Genomic DNA, 15,688 nt, shown 5'->3' with positions numbered 1-15,688 from the left:
AGCGAGCCTTCAGGCTCGCCGCACTGGCGTGCGTTCAGTCATGCGTTGCCGCGGTGGGGGCCCGGGTTGCGCCTGCGCCACGCAGCCCGTGTTGTGTTTGGACCCGGATTGTACCCCCGCCCCTGAGTTATCCACAAAGGATAAGTCTGTGGATAACTTGTGCAAATGCAGTGGATTTGTGTGCACAACCCTTGGTGCGATGCGGCTTTCCGGGGTGTGGAAACGGGGGAAATCTCAGGCAAAACAGGGACTTCGCCTGTGGATGGATGCGGTAGAGGTGGCCCTCGGGACACTTGCAGTTACCCACTGGCCTTTGTGGACAATGGCGCACCACGGGCCACAGTCGGGTGTGGCAATTGTGCCGGTGCACACAGTCTTTCGCCTTGACATTGCCGCAGAAAATCGGTTAAATGCCGGGTTCTGCGATGCGGCAGGGGATCACGTATGCGCATCGCCGGGTCTGGCCTGTTCGTGCCGTCCTTGCTAACAGGTTAGCGACCTGCACATGCATAAACACGGCCGGCAGCAAGACAGAACCAGAATCGTCGGCAATCCCGCTGCAGTGTCTTGCCAGCGGCAGCCCCATGCGAACCATACGCGGCGGCCACGGCACCCCGGCACCGGCCGGTGTCAGGCGCGCCCAGATCAACCAGAGAGTGCAACATGAAACGTACCTACCAACCTTCCGTTACCCGCCGCAAGCGTACCCACGGCTTCCGTGTCCGCATGAAGACCCGCGGCGGCCGTGCCGTCATCAACGCACGCCGCGCCAAGGGCCGCAAGCGCCTGGCCATCTGAGGCCGGGGCGACTGGTATGACGGCGCGCACTGCGTTGCCGTCATGGCCTGACGCCTCACCTCAGGGACGGCCGGCAGCTTGCCGCAGGGCTCAGCTAGTTAGTCAGCAGTATCTCTCGCCAGCATTGCCCAGCGTGTCTGCCCATGCCTTCCCCAAAGCCGCAAGGCTGACAAAGACGGATGAGTTTTCATCCGTTTTTGCTTTGCGGCCCCGGCGTCGCAGCCCGCATTTCGTGCTCTATGTGCGCGCCAATGACCGGCCGGAAGGCCGCCTTGGCGTGGTGGTGGGCAAGAAGTTTGCGCCGCGCGCCGCTGAGCGCAACCTGGTGAAGCGCATGGCGCGCGAGCTGTTCCGCCAGCGCCGTGAGCACCTGGCCGGGCGCGACGTACTGCTGCGCCTGCAAGCCAGGTTCCCGCGCGCGGAATTTGCGACGCGCGCGGCGGTCAGACAGGCGTGCCTGGCGGAAATCACCAGCTTGCTGGAAATTGCCGCCAGGCCGCTGCCGCCACCGCCGGCGGCAAACCCCGCTCCGCCTGCGCCACCCAGCCAGGCACCGGGCCTTCCAGCCTGACCACCCCGCCATGAAGCCGATCCTGCTAGCCCTGCTGCGTATCTACAAGATCGCCCTGAGTCCTTACCTGGGCTCGCGTTGCCGCTTCCTGCCGACCTGTTCCGACTACGCCCGCGACGCCGTCATCCATCACGGCGCCGCGCGCGGCAGCTGGATGGCCGCCTGCCGGCTGTGCCGCTGCCATCCTTTCGCCCAAGGCGGGTATGATCCCGTGCCGGGCACGGAAGCTGACGACACTGCCAGGCCGGACACCCACGCGGGCCGTTCCGTCCATGCCGCCGCAGGCCATGCGCCTGTTGCGATCCGTCTGCCCAGACCCTGATTTCTCCGACCACAGCCAGACATGGATATCAAACGCACCATCCTCTGGGTCATCTTCTCGATGTCCCTCGTGCTGCTCTACGACAACTGGCAGCGCTCCCAAGGCCATGCGTCGATGTTCTTCCCGAGCACGACCCAACAGGCCGCCTCGGCGCCCGCCGCCAGCGGCGCTGCCGCGCAGGGCGACGTGCCCAAGGCCAACGTGGCGCCAGGCGCAGCGGGTACCGCTGCCCCGGCCGCGCCGCAGGCCGCGGCCCAGCCCGCCGGCGAGAAGGTCGTGGTGACCACCGACACGGTGCGCGCCGAGATCGACACCGCCGGCGGCATCGTGTCGCGCCTGGAGCTGCTCAAGGAGCATGAGAAGGACGGCAAGCCGGTGGTGCTGTTCGAGCGCGACAAGGTGCGCACCTACATGGCACGCTCGGGCCTGATCGGCGGCGACCTGCCCAACCACACCACGGTGTTCACCGCCGCCCCGGGCCCGCGCACGCTGGACGGCGCCGAGCAGCTGGAAGTGGCGCTGACCGCCGAGAAGAACGGCGTGAAGCTGGTCAAGACCTATGTGTTCCGCAAGGGCAGCTATGTGGTCGACACCAAGTTCGCGGTGACCAACGCGGGTGCCGCGCCGGTCTCGCCGACGCTGTACCTGGAACTGGCGCGCGACGGCAGCAAGGTCGAGCAGTCGCAGTTCTACAGCACCTTCACCGGTCCGGCCGTCTACACCGACGCCGACAAGTACCACAAGATCGACTTCGAAGACATCGCCAAGGGCAAGGCCACCGTGCCGGCCGCCGCCAACAATGGCTGGGTGGCGATGGTGCAGCATTACTTTGCCTCGGCCTGGATCCCGCAGACCGGCAAGGAGCACAGCTTCTACGTCCAGCAGATCGATCCGCACCTGTACCGCGTGGGCGTGCAGCAGCCGCTGGGTGAACTGGCCCCGGGTGCCACGGTGACCACCGATGCACGCCTGTTCGCCGGCCCGCAGGAAGAGCACATGCTCGAGAAGATCGCCCCGGGCCTGGAGCTGGTGAAGGACTATGGCTGGCTGACCATCCTGGCCAAGCCGCTGTTCTGGCTGCTGGAGAAGCTGCACGGCTTCCTGGGCAACTGGGGCTGGTCGATCATCGCGCTGACGGTGCTGATCAAGCTGGTGTTCTTCCCGCTGTCGGCGGCGAGCTACAAGTCCATGGGCAAGATGAAGGACCTGCAGCCGCGCATGACGTCGATCCGCGAGCGTTACAAGAACGACCCGCAGAAGATGAACCAGGAGATGATGGGGCTGTACAAGACCGAGAAGGTCAACCCGCTCGGCGGCTGCCTGCCCATCGTGATCCAGATCCCGGTGTTCATTGCGCTGTACTGGGTGCTGCTGTCGTCGGTGGAAATGCGCGGCGCGCCGTGGCTGGGCTGGATCCATGACCTGTCGGTGCCGGATCCGTTCTACATCCTGCCGATCGTGATGGCCGTCTCGATGTTCGTGCAGACCAAGCTGAACCCGACCCCGCCGGACCCGGTGCAGGCCAAGGTCATGATGATCATGCCGCTGGTGTTCTCGGTGATGTTCTTCTTCTTCCCGGCGGGCCTGGTGCTGTACTGGGTGGTGAACAACATCCTGTCGATCGCCCAGCAATGGCAGATCAACCGCATGCTCGGCAAGGGCAAGGCGGCAGTGGTGGCGAAGAGCTGAAGCTGTTGCAAGTTGCGGTAAGCAAAAAAGCCCGGCAGTGATGCCGGGCTTTTTGTTTGATGGATCGGGGCGCTGACAGCCATCACCCCTCGTTGATCACCGCCCGTCTATAGCGCAACCATGTCGAAATCCGCTTTCGCCATGCCGCAGTCCGGGCAGCTCCACTCCAGCGGGACCGCGCCCCACGGTGTGCCGGGCGCGATCCCGTGCTCGGGCATGCCGAGCGCTTCTTCATAAACGAATCCACAGATACGGCACTGCCAGATGGTCATGCGGCCCCCCGCAGCGAGGGCGCACGGGTGGAGACGCCGGCGGCGCGCGCGGTGTTTTCGATCTCTTCGACCAGCGGGGCGATGCGCGCCAGCTCGGCGCGGTTGTCGTCGTCCCACGGATGGAAGCCCGGGCGGAAGTAGCTGAGCCATTCCGGGATCATCTTGGGCAGCACGCCGGGCGAGGCCCACAAAAAGCGCAGCGCGCCGCCAAACCCGGTCAGCTTGTTGCGGCAGCCCTTGTCGCCCATCACCAGCGCGATGTGGAACACGAACACCATGGCCCAGAACGTTACCGTGGTGGTCAGCATGGTGAAGGTGCGCAGGAAGTAGCGGTAGGGGCCGGGCTTCATCACCGTGTTCCAGACATCGTAGGCCACGGCCTTGTGCTCGGTTTCTTCCAGTGCGTGCCAGGTCCACACCTGCCGGTAGCCGGTCTCAGAGGCCGCGCCCATGTGGCGCTGATCCTGCAGCAGGCCGCCGGCCAGCATCGCGGTGTAGTGCTCCAGCGCGATGGTGTGGGCCAGCTGCCAGGACTTGGGCAGGATCTTGCGCAGCAGGTCCAGCAGCTTCCACACCGAGCGGTCCAGCGCCGCGGCGGGCAGGCCGGCGTCTTCCATCAGCCGGTTGTAGAGGATGTGCTCGCGCGTGTGCATCGCTTCCTGGCCGATAAAGCCGGCGATGGCGCGGCTCAGTCCGGGGTCTTTCACCTGGTCGCGGTAGTTGCGCACACTGTCCATGAAGAAGCGCTCCCCGGCGGGGAAGAAGATCGACAGCGCGTTGATGAAATGGGTGACGTGACGGCCCCGTTCGTGCCAGTCGCTGATGCGTTCTGGCGGCAGGTGGGGATGCACGTCGCGGCGGACTGGCATCATGGCGGTCTCCTTGGGTAAAGGCCGGCGCGTGTTGCGCCGGTGGGAATTCATTGGGCGGCCAGGAACGGCAGCAGGTCTGCTGCCACGCGTTGCGGGTCTTCTTCCATTGGCACGTGGCCAAGCCCCGCATAGCGGCGCAGCTGCGCGCCGGGGATGCGCTCGGTGAAGGCCTGCGCGTGCGCGGGCGGGATCCAGCGGTCGCGCTCGCCCCACAGCACCAGCGTGGGCGCGCGCACGCTGCCGAGCAGGTGGGTATCAAGCTGGGCAAAGTCGAGCCTGGGCACCATCTTGCCGACGGCCTCGCGGCTGCCTTCGGCGTAGAAGAAATCGACGTAGCGGCGGAAGGTGGACTCCGGCACGCGTGAAGCATCGCCATAGACGTCGCGCGTGGCGGCGCGGATGATGAACTCCGGCAGCATCCACGGTGCCGACCAGCGCACCGGCGCATGGCGGAACAGGTCGATGTAGATCGGCAGCCGCATCGGGAAGCCGGCGGCGTCGATCAGCACCAGCTTGTCGACCGCATCGGGCCGGCGCACCGCCAGGTCCCACGCGATCAGCCCGCCCAGCGAGTTGCCGATGATGCTGGCGCGGCGCACGTTCACCGCGGCCAGGAAGGCATCGATGAAGTCGCGGTAGCGGTGCACGTCCATGGTTTCGATGCGGCCGCGCGCATCGCGCAGCGGCCCGGTCAGCCCGAACGGGGCGAGGTCCAGCCGCAGCACGCGGTAGCGCTGCGCCAGCGCCGGCACGATCCCCTGCCACGTATGCAGCGAAGCGCCGAAGCCGTGGATCAGCACCAGGGTCTCGCCGTCGGCGGGGCCTTCGTCGGTGTAGTGCACCATCGCATCCAGCACGCGCACCCAGCGCGAGGCCGGCAGCGCATGGCGCTGCGCCAGCGTGGCGCGAGACAGGCTGAACAGCCCTACGCGGCCCTGCCCGAACCAGCGCGTCAGCGCCCCCGGTGGCGCCAGCAGCGCAGCATCCTGTTCGATCGCGAGCCGGTTCACGGGCGCTCTCCCTGGCCGACCGAGGCCGGTGCCGCAACCGGGCCCAGATCGCGCTTGCGGCGCGTCTCGCGCACCACCAGCGACTGGTAGGCGGCGGGCAGCAGCCGCGCCATGGCATCGGCAGCGTAGGCGTCGGGTCCGATCAGCACGCGCCGGCGGTTGCGGCGCACGCCTTCCAGGATCACGCGCGCGGCCTTGTCGGGCGAGGTGATGAAGAATTTCTCGAACTCATCCTTGCCGTGCTGCGCGTCGCGCACCAGGAAGCCGTTGACGCTGGATGACACGCGGCTGGCCTGGGCGATATTGGTCTTGATGCCGCCCGGGTGCACGGTGGTGGCCGACACGCCGCAGTCCATCAGGTCCAGCTCCTGCCGCAGCGATTCGGTGAAGCCGCGCACCGCGTACTTGCTGGCGTTGTAGGCGCCCATGCCGGGCTGGGCGAAGATGCCGAAGATGCTCGACGTATTGACCACGTGGCCGTCGCCGCTGGCCTTCAGGTACGGCAGGAAGGCCTTGGTGCCGTAGACCACGCCCCAGAAGTTGATGCCCATGATCCATTCCAGGTCGTCGTAGCTCATGCCCTCGACGGTGCTGGACAGCGCCACGCCGGCGTTGTTGAAGATCAGGTTGATGCGGCCGTGGGCCTCGGCGGCCGCGGCGGCCCACGCGTAGACCGCGGCGCGGTCGGCCACATCCACGGTGTGCTGGGTGATGCGGGCCTGCGGTGCGGCGGCCATGGCCTGGGCCACGGTCTGCGCCAGCCCGGCCTCGTTGCGGTCTGACAGCGCCAGGTGGCAGCCCTGCCGTGCCAGCGCCACCGCCAGCGCGCGGCCGATGCCCGAGCCGGCGCCGGTGATCGCGGCAACCTTGTTGCGGAAGTCCTTCATGTCCGGTCTCCTTCCGGTGATGTCGTTCTTTTGGGTGTGAACCAGGGGGAATGCGTGTGCGTCAGGCACCGGCGACCGTGGCGATATCGGCCGGCCCGGGCTGCGTTGCGGTCTCGTCCGGCAATGCGCGCCGCACCGGGTACAGGTCGTAGTCGGTCATGCGAAAGCTCGCCGTGGCGCGGCGGAACTGCCAGGTGAAGCCCGGCCACAGCGTGGTGTTGCGGCCGCTGCGCGGGTCGATGTACCAGCTGGCGCAGCCGCCGGCGGACCAGATCGCATGGCCCAGCCGCGCCTGCAGCCGTTCGTTGAAGCGGCGCTGCACCGGCTCGCGCACGTCCACCGCCTGCACGCCTTCGCGGCGCATCTGCTGCAGGGCGTCCGCGATGTAGGCCACCTGCGACTCGATCATGAACACCATCGAGCTGTGGCCCAGGCCGGTATTGGGGCCGACCACGAAGAACAGGTTGGGGAAGCCCGCCACGGTGGTGCCCAGGTAGGCCTGCGCGCCGTCGCGCCAGGCATCGACCAGGTCCACGCCGTCAAGGCCGGAGATCACGCCGCGCGGCAGCGGGTCGGTGGCATGGAAGCCGGTGCCCAGGATGATGCAGTCGGCGGGCCGGCGCGTGCCGTCGCGCAGCACGACCGCGTCGCGCTCAACGCGGGCGATGCCGGTGGTGACCACGTCCACGTTGTCGCGCGTCAGCGCCGGGTAGTAGTCGTTGGAGATCAGCACGCGCTTGCAGCCGATGGTGTAGTCCGGCGTCAGCGTTGCGCGCAAGGCGGGGTCGCGCACCTGCCTGGCCAGATGGCGGCGCGCGACGCGCTCCACCACCTTCATGATCTTCGGATGCAGCACGAAGCCCAGCACGCGCGATTCCAGCATCCAGTAGATGCCGGTGCGCACCAGCGTCTGCGTGAACGGCAGGCGGCGGAACAGCCAGCGCTCGGTCGCGCTGACCTCGCGATCCGGCTTGGGCATGATCCACGGCGGGGTGCGCTGGTACAGGTCCAGCTGCGCCACCTGGGGCGCGATCTGCGGCACGAACTGGATCGCGCTGGCGCCGGTGCCGATCACCGCCACGCGCTTGCCAGCGAGCGCATAGGCGTGGTTCCAGTGCTGCGAGTGGAAGCACTCGCCCTCGAACGAATCCAGCCCCGGGATATTGGGGTAGGAAGGCCGGCTCAGCCCGCCCATGCCGGAGACCAGCACGCGCGCCCGCACCACCTTGCCGTCTGCCATCTCCAGGCGCCACACCTGCGCGGCCTCGTCCCAGGCGGCGTGGCGCAGTTCATGGTGCAGCCGCAGGTGCGGGCGCAGGCCGAAGCGGTCGGTGCAGCCTTCCAGGTAGGCGCGGATCTCCGGCTGGGTCGAGAACATGCGCGACCAGTCGGGGTTCGGCGCGAATGAAAAGGAATACAGGTGCGACTGCACATCGCAGGCGCAGCCCGGGTAGTGGTTGTCGCGCCAGGTGCCGCCGACGGAGCCGGCCTTCTCGAAGATCAGGAAGTTGCGCTCGCCGCGTTCGCGCAGCTGTATCGCCATGCCGAGGCCGGCAAAGCCACTGCCGATGATGGCAATGTCTGTGTGCTCAAGGGCAGGGGATGCCTGCTGCGGCAGCTCCGCGGGTGCATTCATGGGCGCTCCTCACCGTTATTACAGTGTTTATTGTGACATTGATGGATGTCATCGTAGGAAGCGCAGGGCAGGTGGTCAATGCCGTGAGTTGAAGGATGGTTCTAATTTTTAGGGATTTCCAGCGGCGTTTCGCGCACATAAAACAAGGCGATGCCACCCCGCAGGCGCTTGCGCCATGGGATTCGGTCGTGTGTTTGAAACCGGGAGATTTTTTTCAGGCTTCGCGGATCACGAAAGCGTGGCCGCAACATTCAGGCGCTAGGCCGCCTGTCCCTTGCGGCGCCAGCCGTGCGGCGTTTCACCGGTCCAGCGCTTGAAGGCGTGGGTGAAGGCACTCTGCTCGGAATAGCCGAGCCGCATCGCGCACTGCGCCAGGCTGATGCCGGGATCGGCAAGATACTGCTCCGCCAGCGCGCGCCGCACGTTATCCACAAGCTGTGAATAACTGATGCCCTGCGCCTGCAGCCGCCGCTGCAGGGTGCGCACGGGCAGGCTCAGGTGCGCGGCCACGTCGGCAATCGGCAATTCGCCCTGCGGCAGCCGCCCGCTGATATAGGCACGCGCCTGCGCCAAGGCGTCGGCCCCGGCCGGCGCGATCTGCTGCAGCTGGGTATCGGCGATGCGCGTCATCTGCGCCTGCATGCCCGCGTCGGCCTGCAGCGACGGCAGGTCCAGCAAGGCCCGTTCGATATGCATGGCATGGCGCGCGGCGTTGAAGACCACGGGGCAGCCGAACACCTCGGCATGCAGGCGGGTATCGGCCGGCGCGGGATGCGGGAATTCCACCTGGGTGGCCACGTGCTGCTCACCGATCAGCCAGCGCGCGAACACCACCCAGGTTGCCATGTGCAGCTCATGCGCATGGCGCGACAGCGGGCCATGCCGGGCTTCCCAGGTCATGCAGGCGGCATGCGGCGTTTCGATCAGGCGGGTGCCGCCGATATCGTTGGCCAGCACCTCATAGCGGATGCCTTGCAGGATGGCGTCGCGCACGGTGGGCGTGGTCAGCACCACGTAGCCCATCTCGGCATAGTGGCGCGGCGCGAAGGCGGCGCCGGCGCGCAGGCCGACATCGGGATCGCCGGTGACCTGCTCCAGCCAGTCGAGCAGCGCCAGGTAGGCGGCACCGGGAATGCGCGTGGCGGTCTGCGCACCGGTGGCGTGCAGCAGCTCGGGCGACACGCCGACGGCGCGCAGCTGTTCGGCCGGGGCAATGCCCTGGCGCGCGCCGTGGTCGAGCACGGCGCGGAGGTAGGCGAGCGAGACGGTGCCCAATGCGGTGCCCGCTTGCGTACCACTGGCACCGCCGTCGGGCTGGTTGGCGCGTGGCATCAATTCACCTGTCGTGCGGGATCAAGACCGGGCACCGATCTTTATCCATACTCCGGGTAGCGTCAATGCGGGCCTGCCCCCGCCTGAATACAAGAGACCGACGCAAGGAGACAACATGGCCCCCAATCATCCACACCGCCGTGCGGATGCCGATGCCGAGGCGCTGCACGCGCTGACGCGGCGCGGCTTCCTGAAAGTCGGCCTCGGCTTCTCGGCCGCGCTGGCCTGTACCGCGCTGGTGCCGTCGCTGGCCGGCTGCTCATCGGCCCATCCCGCGCCGCAGGCCGGCATGACCTGGCTGCGACCGGAAGACGTGGCGATGTTGCGCGCGCTGCTGCCGGCCATCGTCACCGAGCTGGCCGAAGCGCCGCCGCCGCGGCGCGCGGCCCTGGAGCAGGACGCGCTGCGCAATATCGACGCGACCTGCGCCGCCATGGGCGCGGGCGCGCAAGCCGAGCTGCGCAAGCTGTTCGGACTGCTTGCCAGCATGCCGCTGCGCTGGGCGCTGACCGGCATCCGCCAGGACTGGAGCGCGGCCACGCCCACGCAGGTGCAGGCCTTCCTGGCGCGCTGGCGCGCCAGCCGCCTGGCCACGCTCAATGCCGGCGCGGTGGTGCTGGTCAAGCTCATCAGCGTGAGCTACTACGTGTTGCCGGCCGCATGGGCGGGCAGCGGCTATCCCGGCCCGAACGCGGCCGTCTACAAGGCGCTGCACGCCTGATCCCCGACATGGCCATCGACAATCTCTACGACGCCGGCATCGCCGCCGGCTGGAAGGTACTGGACGCTGCCACCTTCACCACCACGCGCACGCTCGATGCCGACGTCGTCATCGTCGGCAGCGGCGCGGGCGGCGGCATCAGCGCCGAGGCGCTCAGCCGCGCGGGCCTGCGCGTGGTGCTGCTGGAAGAGGGGGCGCTGCGCACCTCGGACAGCTTCCGCGACATGGACGAGAACCGCGCCTATCGCGAGCTGTACCAGGAGGCCGCGGCCCGCACCACGGCCGACGGCGCCATCGCCATCCTGCAGGGCCGCTCCGTCGGCGGCAGCACCACGGTCAACTGGTCATCGAGCTTCCGCACGCCGCCGCAGACGCTGGCGCACTGGGCCACGCATCACGCCGTCTCCGGCCACAGCGAGACCGACATGGCGCCGTGGTTCAGGAAAGTGGAAGAGCGCCTGGGCATCGCGCCCTGGGCGATGGCACCCAATCCCAACAACGACGTGCTCAAGCGCGGCTGCGAGACGCTGGGCTGGGAATGGCACGTGATCCCGCGCAATGTGAAGGGCTGCTGGAACTCCGGCTATTGCGGGCTGGGCTGCCCGGTCAATGCCAAGCAGTCGATGCTGGTGTCGACCATCCCCGCGGCACTGGCCAGCGGTGCGACGCTGGTGCACCGCGTGCGCGTGCGCACGCTGGACCATGACGGCAAGCGCGTGCAGTCGGTCACCGGCGAGGCGCTGGGCGCCGATGGCTACACGCCCACCGGCGTCGGCGTGATCGTGCGGGCCAGGCACTTCATCGCCGCCGGCGGCGCCATCAACACGCCGGCGCTGCTGCTGCGCTCGCGCGTGCCGGACCCGCATGAGCGGCTGGGACTACGCACGTTTATCCATCCGGTGAATATCAGCATCGCAAAAATGCCGGAGCGCATTGATCCTTATTATGGCGCACCGCAGTCGATCGCTTCCGACCACTTCCAGTGGAAGGACGGTGCGACCGGGCAGATGGGCTACAAGCTGGAGGTGCCGCCGCTGTTCCCCGGCATCAGCGCGGGCGTGGTCAACGGCGTGGGCGAGGCACTGCGCCGCGACATGGCGCAACTGCCCCATACCAACGCCATGCTGGCACTGCTGCGCGACGGCTTCGTGCCAGAGAGCGCGGGCGGGCGCGTGCGGCTGGCGGCCGACGGCAGCCCGCTGCTGGACTATGAGATGAGCGACTACGCCTGGGACGGCGTGCGGCGCGCATGGCTGAGCATGGCGCAGGCGCAGTTTGCCGCCGGCGCGGAGCGGGTGCGGCCCGCCCACCTGGACGCCGCCGAGTACCGCAGCTGGCCCGAGGCGCGCGACGCCATCGCGCAGCTGCCGCTCAAGCCGTTCCGCACCGCGCTGTTCACCGCGCACCTGATGGGCGGCTGCGGCATGAGCGACGATGCGCGCGGCGGCGTGGTGGACAGCCATGGCAACCACCACCAGCTGGCCAACCTGTCGGTGTTCGACGGCTCGGTGTTCCCGACCAGCGTGGGGGCCAATCCCCAATTGTCGGTGTTCGCGCTGACGGCGCAGAATGCGCACGCGCTGGCCCGGAGCCTCACGTCATGAGGTATTGGCCGCGCAAGCCTGCAATGTCCTGCATTGCAGGCATCCGGCATGCCTGCTTCATGCAGGTTGCCGGCGACATTGTTGTGCGATTCCCCACACCAGTGGCGCAATTAGAATGTCCACTCCAATTCAGCTCTTGTGAAACGCTCGAAGCGGTGGATAGGCTTCGTACAGCTGTTTCAAGCATCCGTATGCCGTCAGAGCAGGGAGCGGAACAGCGTAGCAAATTGCTAAGGGGTTTAAGGCAGCAACGAAGAGAGACGCCCCCATGAAGACCGGCAAAAGCTCGGCAGGAGACACCAAGGCCCGGATTCTCGACGCCACGGAAAAGTTGTTTACCGAGGTCGGCTATGAAGCCACCTCGCTCAGGCAGGTCACGTCGCGCGCCATCGTCAACCTGGCCGCCGTGAACTACCACTTCCGCAGCAAAGACATCATGATGCACGCCGTGCTGAGCCGGCGGCTGGATCCGCTCAACGCGCGGCGCCTGGCGCTGCTCGATGCGTGCGAAGCGCGCTGGCCCGGCAACAGCATCCGCTGCGAGCACGTGATGGGCGCGCTGTTCGTGCCCGCGCTGCAGATGGCACGCGACCCGTCGGTGGGCGGGCCGTCGTTCCTGCGGCTGCTCGGGCGCGTGTATTCGGATACCTCGCCCTTTATCCAGCAATACCTGCTGGAGCACTACGCCCCGGTGTACGGGCGCTTCTTCGACGCCTTCTCGCGCGCCATTCCGGCGCTGCCGCGGCATGAGCTCGGCTGGCGCCTGCAGTTTGCGCTCAAGGCACTGGCCGGCGTGCTGGCCGGCGAAGAGCTCACCAGCCTGCTGCCGGTGTTCACGCAGGGCCGGCAGATGAGCGATGCGCACGTGCTGGCCCAGCTCACCGCCATGGTGGAAGCCGTGCTGAACGTGGCGCAACCCAGTGCGGACGACTTCTCGGCCCTGCAGTCGGTGTTCGAGCTTGGCGAGCAGCAGCAGGCCAGGGAGCGCGCCAGCAGGCTGGCCGCGGCGCAGTCTGCCGATGAACTGAGTGCCAGTTGCGCCGCGATGGCGGCAACCATGGGCGATGCGGCCAGCCAGACCGCCGCCGCCCTCGGCAAGGCCCGCATCAGCGCACGCACCGTGCGCAATGAGGGCACCAAACGCTCAGCCGTGACCAGCATGCCGGTCCGCGCGCGCGAGCAAACCGTGAGCTTCCCCAGCAACCCGCTGGATGACTGGATGCGAATGCGCACCAGGACATAGCGGCGCGCGCCGCACCCGGTTACCGCCGGGCCGGCGCCACCGCCCTCACGCAAAAACTGAACCGTCGATCCATCCAGCGAGGCCACGCACAGGCCCCGCGGACCCCGTGCGCCTTATCGGATTTTCCAAGGGCGCGGCGGTGGCCCCGTTCGCCCTGCGCTGCCCGCGCTCCGCCTCCTGGCGGACATCTTGAGGAGGAAGCTGCCATGTCGATCCAACCGCTTTACCTTGCCGCCGTCGCCGGTGCCGTCATCGGACTGCTGGCTGCGCCACTGGCCATGCCCCCGGTGGCCATGGCCCAGACGGCCACAACCACCGCCGCCGCGGGCACGGGCTATGACGGCCAGACATCCGCACAGCAAGCCGCACTGTTCTCGCGCCAGGTCGCCAGCGGCGAACTCGCGCGGCTGTCCGATGAGCAGGTGCTGGCCGTGTTCCACGCGCTGCAGCCGGACGCGCTGCTGAAATGGGCCCGTGCCGGAATGAACCGCTATCCCGAGTACGAGTACTGGATGTCGCGCCAGGAACGGCTCAACAACCAGTGGCAGGAGCAGCCCGCCAGGATGCAGATCCGCTACCGCCACCAGCCGCGCCAGCTCTATGCCAAGTGGCTGCCCGGCGGCGCGCAGTCGGGACAGGAAATCATCTACGACGAGACCCGCCGCAAGGACGAGATGTACGGCCACCTGGGCGGCGTGCTGGGCTTCACCTCGATGTGGATTGCGCTGGACGGCACCCTGGCGCGTTCGCAGTCCAACCACACCGTGCGCGACCTGGGCTTCCAGTTCGTGCTGTCGATGCTGGAGCGCGACGCCAGGTCCCTGCGGGCCGCCGGCCTGTCCGAGAAATACAGCAAGGCCGAGATCGTGCAGGAGCAGGGCGTGCGCATGGTGGCGCTGACCTGGGACCTGCCGGCCGGCGCGCCGCAGTACTACGCCAAGAAGGTGCAGCTGATGCTGGACCTGAAGCATCCGTATATCCGCGTGGAAACCGCCTGGGATGCCGACGGCAACATGGTCGAGAAGATCGTGTTCGACAAGCTGGTGCGCAAGACCTTCGAGGCCTCGGCGTTCGATCCGGCCAATCCTGACTATCGCTTCTGAGATGCGGCAAAGCGGCGCGCACCGTGCGTTTGAATCGGTGGCTGCGCCGCTTTGCCGCGCAGTCCGTGCAACACCCGCAATCCACCGCCACGTGCGGCATGCACGCCAGGCGCGCCTGTTTGGAACGGCCGCTCTATTGACGCAAAAACACGCGAGCGGCGAGAGTCGCCGCACCCGGGAGGGATCCGGCCGCAGAGCCGGACACCAGATCCAGAACCAGGGGTCGCCAAGAAAAAATCAGGAGACAGGCAATGACCATGTCGATGCTTCGACGCAGCACTTTGGTTTTGACAGGGGTGAGCCTTGCCGCGGCGCTGGCCGGCTGCGGTGGCGGCGGCGGCGATGAAGAGGCGCCGCGCGCCGGCACGCAGGCACCGCAATGCGCTGACACGGGCACGTGCCCCGCGCAGGGGCCGGTCACCATCGGCGGCCCGCCGGGGTCGTTGTGCCCGGCGGCACTGGACTACAGCACCACCTTCACCGGCGGCTCCGGCGCGGGCGAACTGGTGAAGCTGCGCTTCGACACCGCGGCCCGCACCTACCAGCTTGAGATCATCGAGTCGCCGGTGCCCAAGCAACCCGGCAGCGTCAGCCCGACGCGCGCGGGCGTGACTTTCACCGGCACCTTCGCCAACCTGACCTCGCTGCCGACCGCCGAGCAGAACCGCTGCGCAGTCGCGCTGCAGACGGCCACCGCATCCGACGGCACCTCGCAGGCCAATATCGACAGCGCCAGGCCGCCGGTGATCTTTCTGGGCAATGGCGTTGCCGGCGGCGGCATCCCCGGTGCCACCATCTCCTATCCGGGCGTGCTCGGGCTGGGTGCGATCCCGGCCACCACGTTCCCGTTCTACCCGGTGCTGGCATTCGCACAGACCGAGACCGACTTCACCAGGGTGGCCGGCAGCTACAACCTGCTGGGCTACCACCAGGTGCCGTCCGGCGGCTCGCTGACTTCGTCGAGCCACTTCACGCCCGCGACCGCGCAGACCACCGAGACGCTGAACGCCGACGGCAGCTGCACGGCCGCGGCCGGCAGCTGCCTCAGCACCGGCAACAGCTGGAAGCTGCGCAGCGCCGATGGCGCCTTCGAAAGCAGCAATGCGGATGGCAGCCGCCGTTACCCGTCGTTCCAGAGTGCGGCCATCACCAGCAACAACGCCAGCCGCGCCAAGGGGCTGATGGTGGTGGGCAAGCTAAACGGCGCACTGGTGCCGCTGCTGGTGCGCACCGGCTACGCGCAGATCTCGCTGCTGCCACTGACGGTCAATGTCGACGACGAATCGGGCCTGGCACTGATGGCGCCGGCGAAGGCACTGGCCAGCGGCCAGCTTGACGGCGGCTATATCGGCTCGGGCAGCGACTTTGTCTACACCGCCTCGCTGGTCAAGGGCGCGCGCGTGGAGCTGCTGGACCCGATGACGATGAACCAGACCGGTGCCTTCCAGCTCGACTTCACGCAGAACGCGCCGGGAATGATCGCCACCACCGACAACAGCGGCACCACCGGTGCGCTGATTGCCAGCGGGCGCGTGTTCAGCCACCTGTCCGGCACCGGCAGCGCCAGCCCGACCTTCCGCGTCGGCGTGCTGGCAGCACCCTGAGTCCACCAAGAACACACAAAACCG

Annotated in this window: 15 protein-coding genes; 9 read left to right on the top strand and 6 right to left on the bottom strand. The window is 67.7% G+C overall.

From position 1 onward, the window contains the following. The first annotated feature begins 663 nt into the window (after positions 1 to 663). From rpmH to yidC, 4 genes are all read left to right on the top strand, one after another. Positions 664 to 798: a 50S ribosomal protein L34 gene (rpmH, locus tag AC3WRR_RS25425; protein ID WP_008650850.1), complete on the top strand. Its 135-nt coding sequence runs from the start codon at positions 664 to 666 to the stop codon at positions 796 to 798. Positions 799 to 931: 133 nt separating this feature from the next. Beyond that, a complete protein-coding gene (gene rnpA, locus AC3WRR_RS25420; RefSeq protein ID WP_136227835.1) occupies positions 932 to 1,369 on the top strand; it encodes a ribonuclease P protein component in 438 nt (145 codons plus the stop codon). Between the two features lie 10 nt (positions 1,370 to 1,379). Next, the gene (yidD, locus tag AC3WRR_RS25415) at positions 1,380 to 1,691 is read left to right on the top strand and encodes a membrane protein insertion efficiency factor YidD (protein WP_010811372.1); all 312 of its coding nucleotides are present in this window, start codon (positions 1,380 to 1,382) and stop codon (positions 1,689 to 1,691) included. Between the two features lie 21 nt (positions 1,692 to 1,712). Then, the gene (gene yidC, locus AC3WRR_RS25410) at positions 1,713 to 3,380 is read left to right on the top strand and encodes a membrane protein insertase YidC (RefSeq protein WP_439668429.1); all 1,668 of its coding nucleotides are present in this window, start codon (positions 1,713 to 1,715) and stop codon (positions 3,378 to 3,380) included. 107 nt (positions 3,381 to 3,487) lie between these two features. Here the strand turns inward: yidC and AC3WRR_RS25405 are convergent, their stop codons facing one another. The 6 genes from AC3WRR_RS25405 to AC3WRR_RS25380 all read right to left on the bottom strand — a co-directional run bounded on the left by AC3WRR_RS25405 (position 3,488) and on the right by AC3WRR_RS25380 (position 9,389). Continuing rightward, a complete protein-coding gene (locus tag AC3WRR_RS25405; RefSeq protein ID WP_035817912.1) occupies positions 3,488 to 3,652 on the bottom strand; it encodes a rubredoxin in 165 nt (54 codons plus the stop codon). Continuing rightward, positions 3,649 to 4,524: a metal-dependent hydrolase gene (locus AC3WRR_RS25400; RefSeq protein WP_492298453.1), complete on the bottom strand. Its 876-nt coding sequence runs from the start codon at positions 4,522 to 4,524 to the stop codon at positions 3,649 to 3,651. The genes AC3WRR_RS25405 and AC3WRR_RS25400 overlap by 4 nt, the downstream gene beginning before the upstream one ends. A 47-nt stretch (positions 4,525 to 4,571) precedes the next feature. After that, positions 4,572 to 5,534: an alpha/beta fold hydrolase gene (locus tag AC3WRR_RS25395; protein WP_211980480.1), complete on the bottom strand. Its 963-nt coding sequence runs from the start codon at positions 5,532 to 5,534 to the stop codon at positions 4,572 to 4,574. Continuing rightward, complete coding sequence (locus AC3WRR_RS25390) at positions 5,531 to 6,421, bottom strand: SDR family NAD(P)-dependent oxidoreductase (RefSeq protein WP_011616291.1); 891 nt, start codon at positions 6,419 to 6,421, stop codon at positions 5,531 to 5,533. The genes AC3WRR_RS25395 and AC3WRR_RS25390 overlap by 4 nt, the downstream gene beginning before the upstream one ends. Positions 6,422 to 6,482: 61 nt before the next feature. Continuing rightward, positions 6,483 to 8,057 (bottom strand): flavin-containing monooxygenase, encoded by a 1,575-nt coding sequence (locus AC3WRR_RS25385; protein ID WP_492298450.1) that lies wholly within the window; start codon positions 8,055 to 8,057, stop codon positions 6,483 to 6,485. Positions 8,058 to 8,315: 258 nt separating this feature from the next. Beyond that, positions 8,316 to 9,389: an AraC family transcriptional regulator gene (locus AC3WRR_RS25380; RefSeq protein ID WP_492298448.1), complete on the bottom strand. Its 1,074-nt coding sequence runs from the start codon at positions 9,387 to 9,389 to the stop codon at positions 8,316 to 8,318. Positions 9,390 to 9,504: 115 nt separating this feature from the next. Between AC3WRR_RS25380 and AC3WRR_RS25375 the strand changes: the two genes are divergently transcribed. From AC3WRR_RS25375 to AC3WRR_RS25355, 5 genes are all read left to right on the top strand, one after another. Further along, positions 9,505 to 10,110, top strand: coding sequence for a hypothetical protein (locus AC3WRR_RS25375; RefSeq protein ID WP_011616288.1), 606 nt, complete (start codon positions 9,505 to 9,507; stop codon positions 10,108 to 10,110). Between the two features lie 8 nt (positions 10,111 to 10,118). Continuing rightward, positions 10,119 to 11,714, top strand: coding sequence for a GMC family oxidoreductase (locus tag AC3WRR_RS25370; protein WP_492298446.1), 1,596 nt, complete (start codon positions 10,119 to 10,121; stop codon positions 11,712 to 11,714). 268 nt (positions 11,715 to 11,982) lie between these two features. Further along, on the top strand, positions 11,983 to 12,957 hold the full coding sequence (locus AC3WRR_RS25365; protein ID WP_010811362.1) for a TetR/AcrR family transcriptional regulator: 975 nt from the start codon (positions 11,983 to 11,985) through the stop codon (positions 12,955 to 12,957). 206 nt (positions 12,958 to 13,163) lie between these two features. Next, positions 13,164 to 14,060, top strand: coding sequence for a DUF1571 domain-containing protein (locus tag AC3WRR_RS25360; protein WP_492298444.1), 897 nt, complete (start codon positions 13,164 to 13,166; stop codon positions 14,058 to 14,060). Positions 14,061 to 14,311: 251 nt separating this feature from the next. Then, positions 14,312 to 15,664 (top strand): DUF2957 domain-containing protein, encoded by a 1,353-nt coding sequence (locus AC3WRR_RS25355; protein ID WP_439671094.1) that lies wholly within the window; start codon positions 14,312 to 14,314, stop codon positions 15,662 to 15,664. Positions 15,665 to 15,688 lie beyond the last annotated feature (24 nt).

This window comes from Cupriavidus sp. FW305-3-2-15-C-LB2, assembly GCF_058787575.1.
This window is presented reverse-complemented; position numbering and strand designations above follow the sequence as displayed.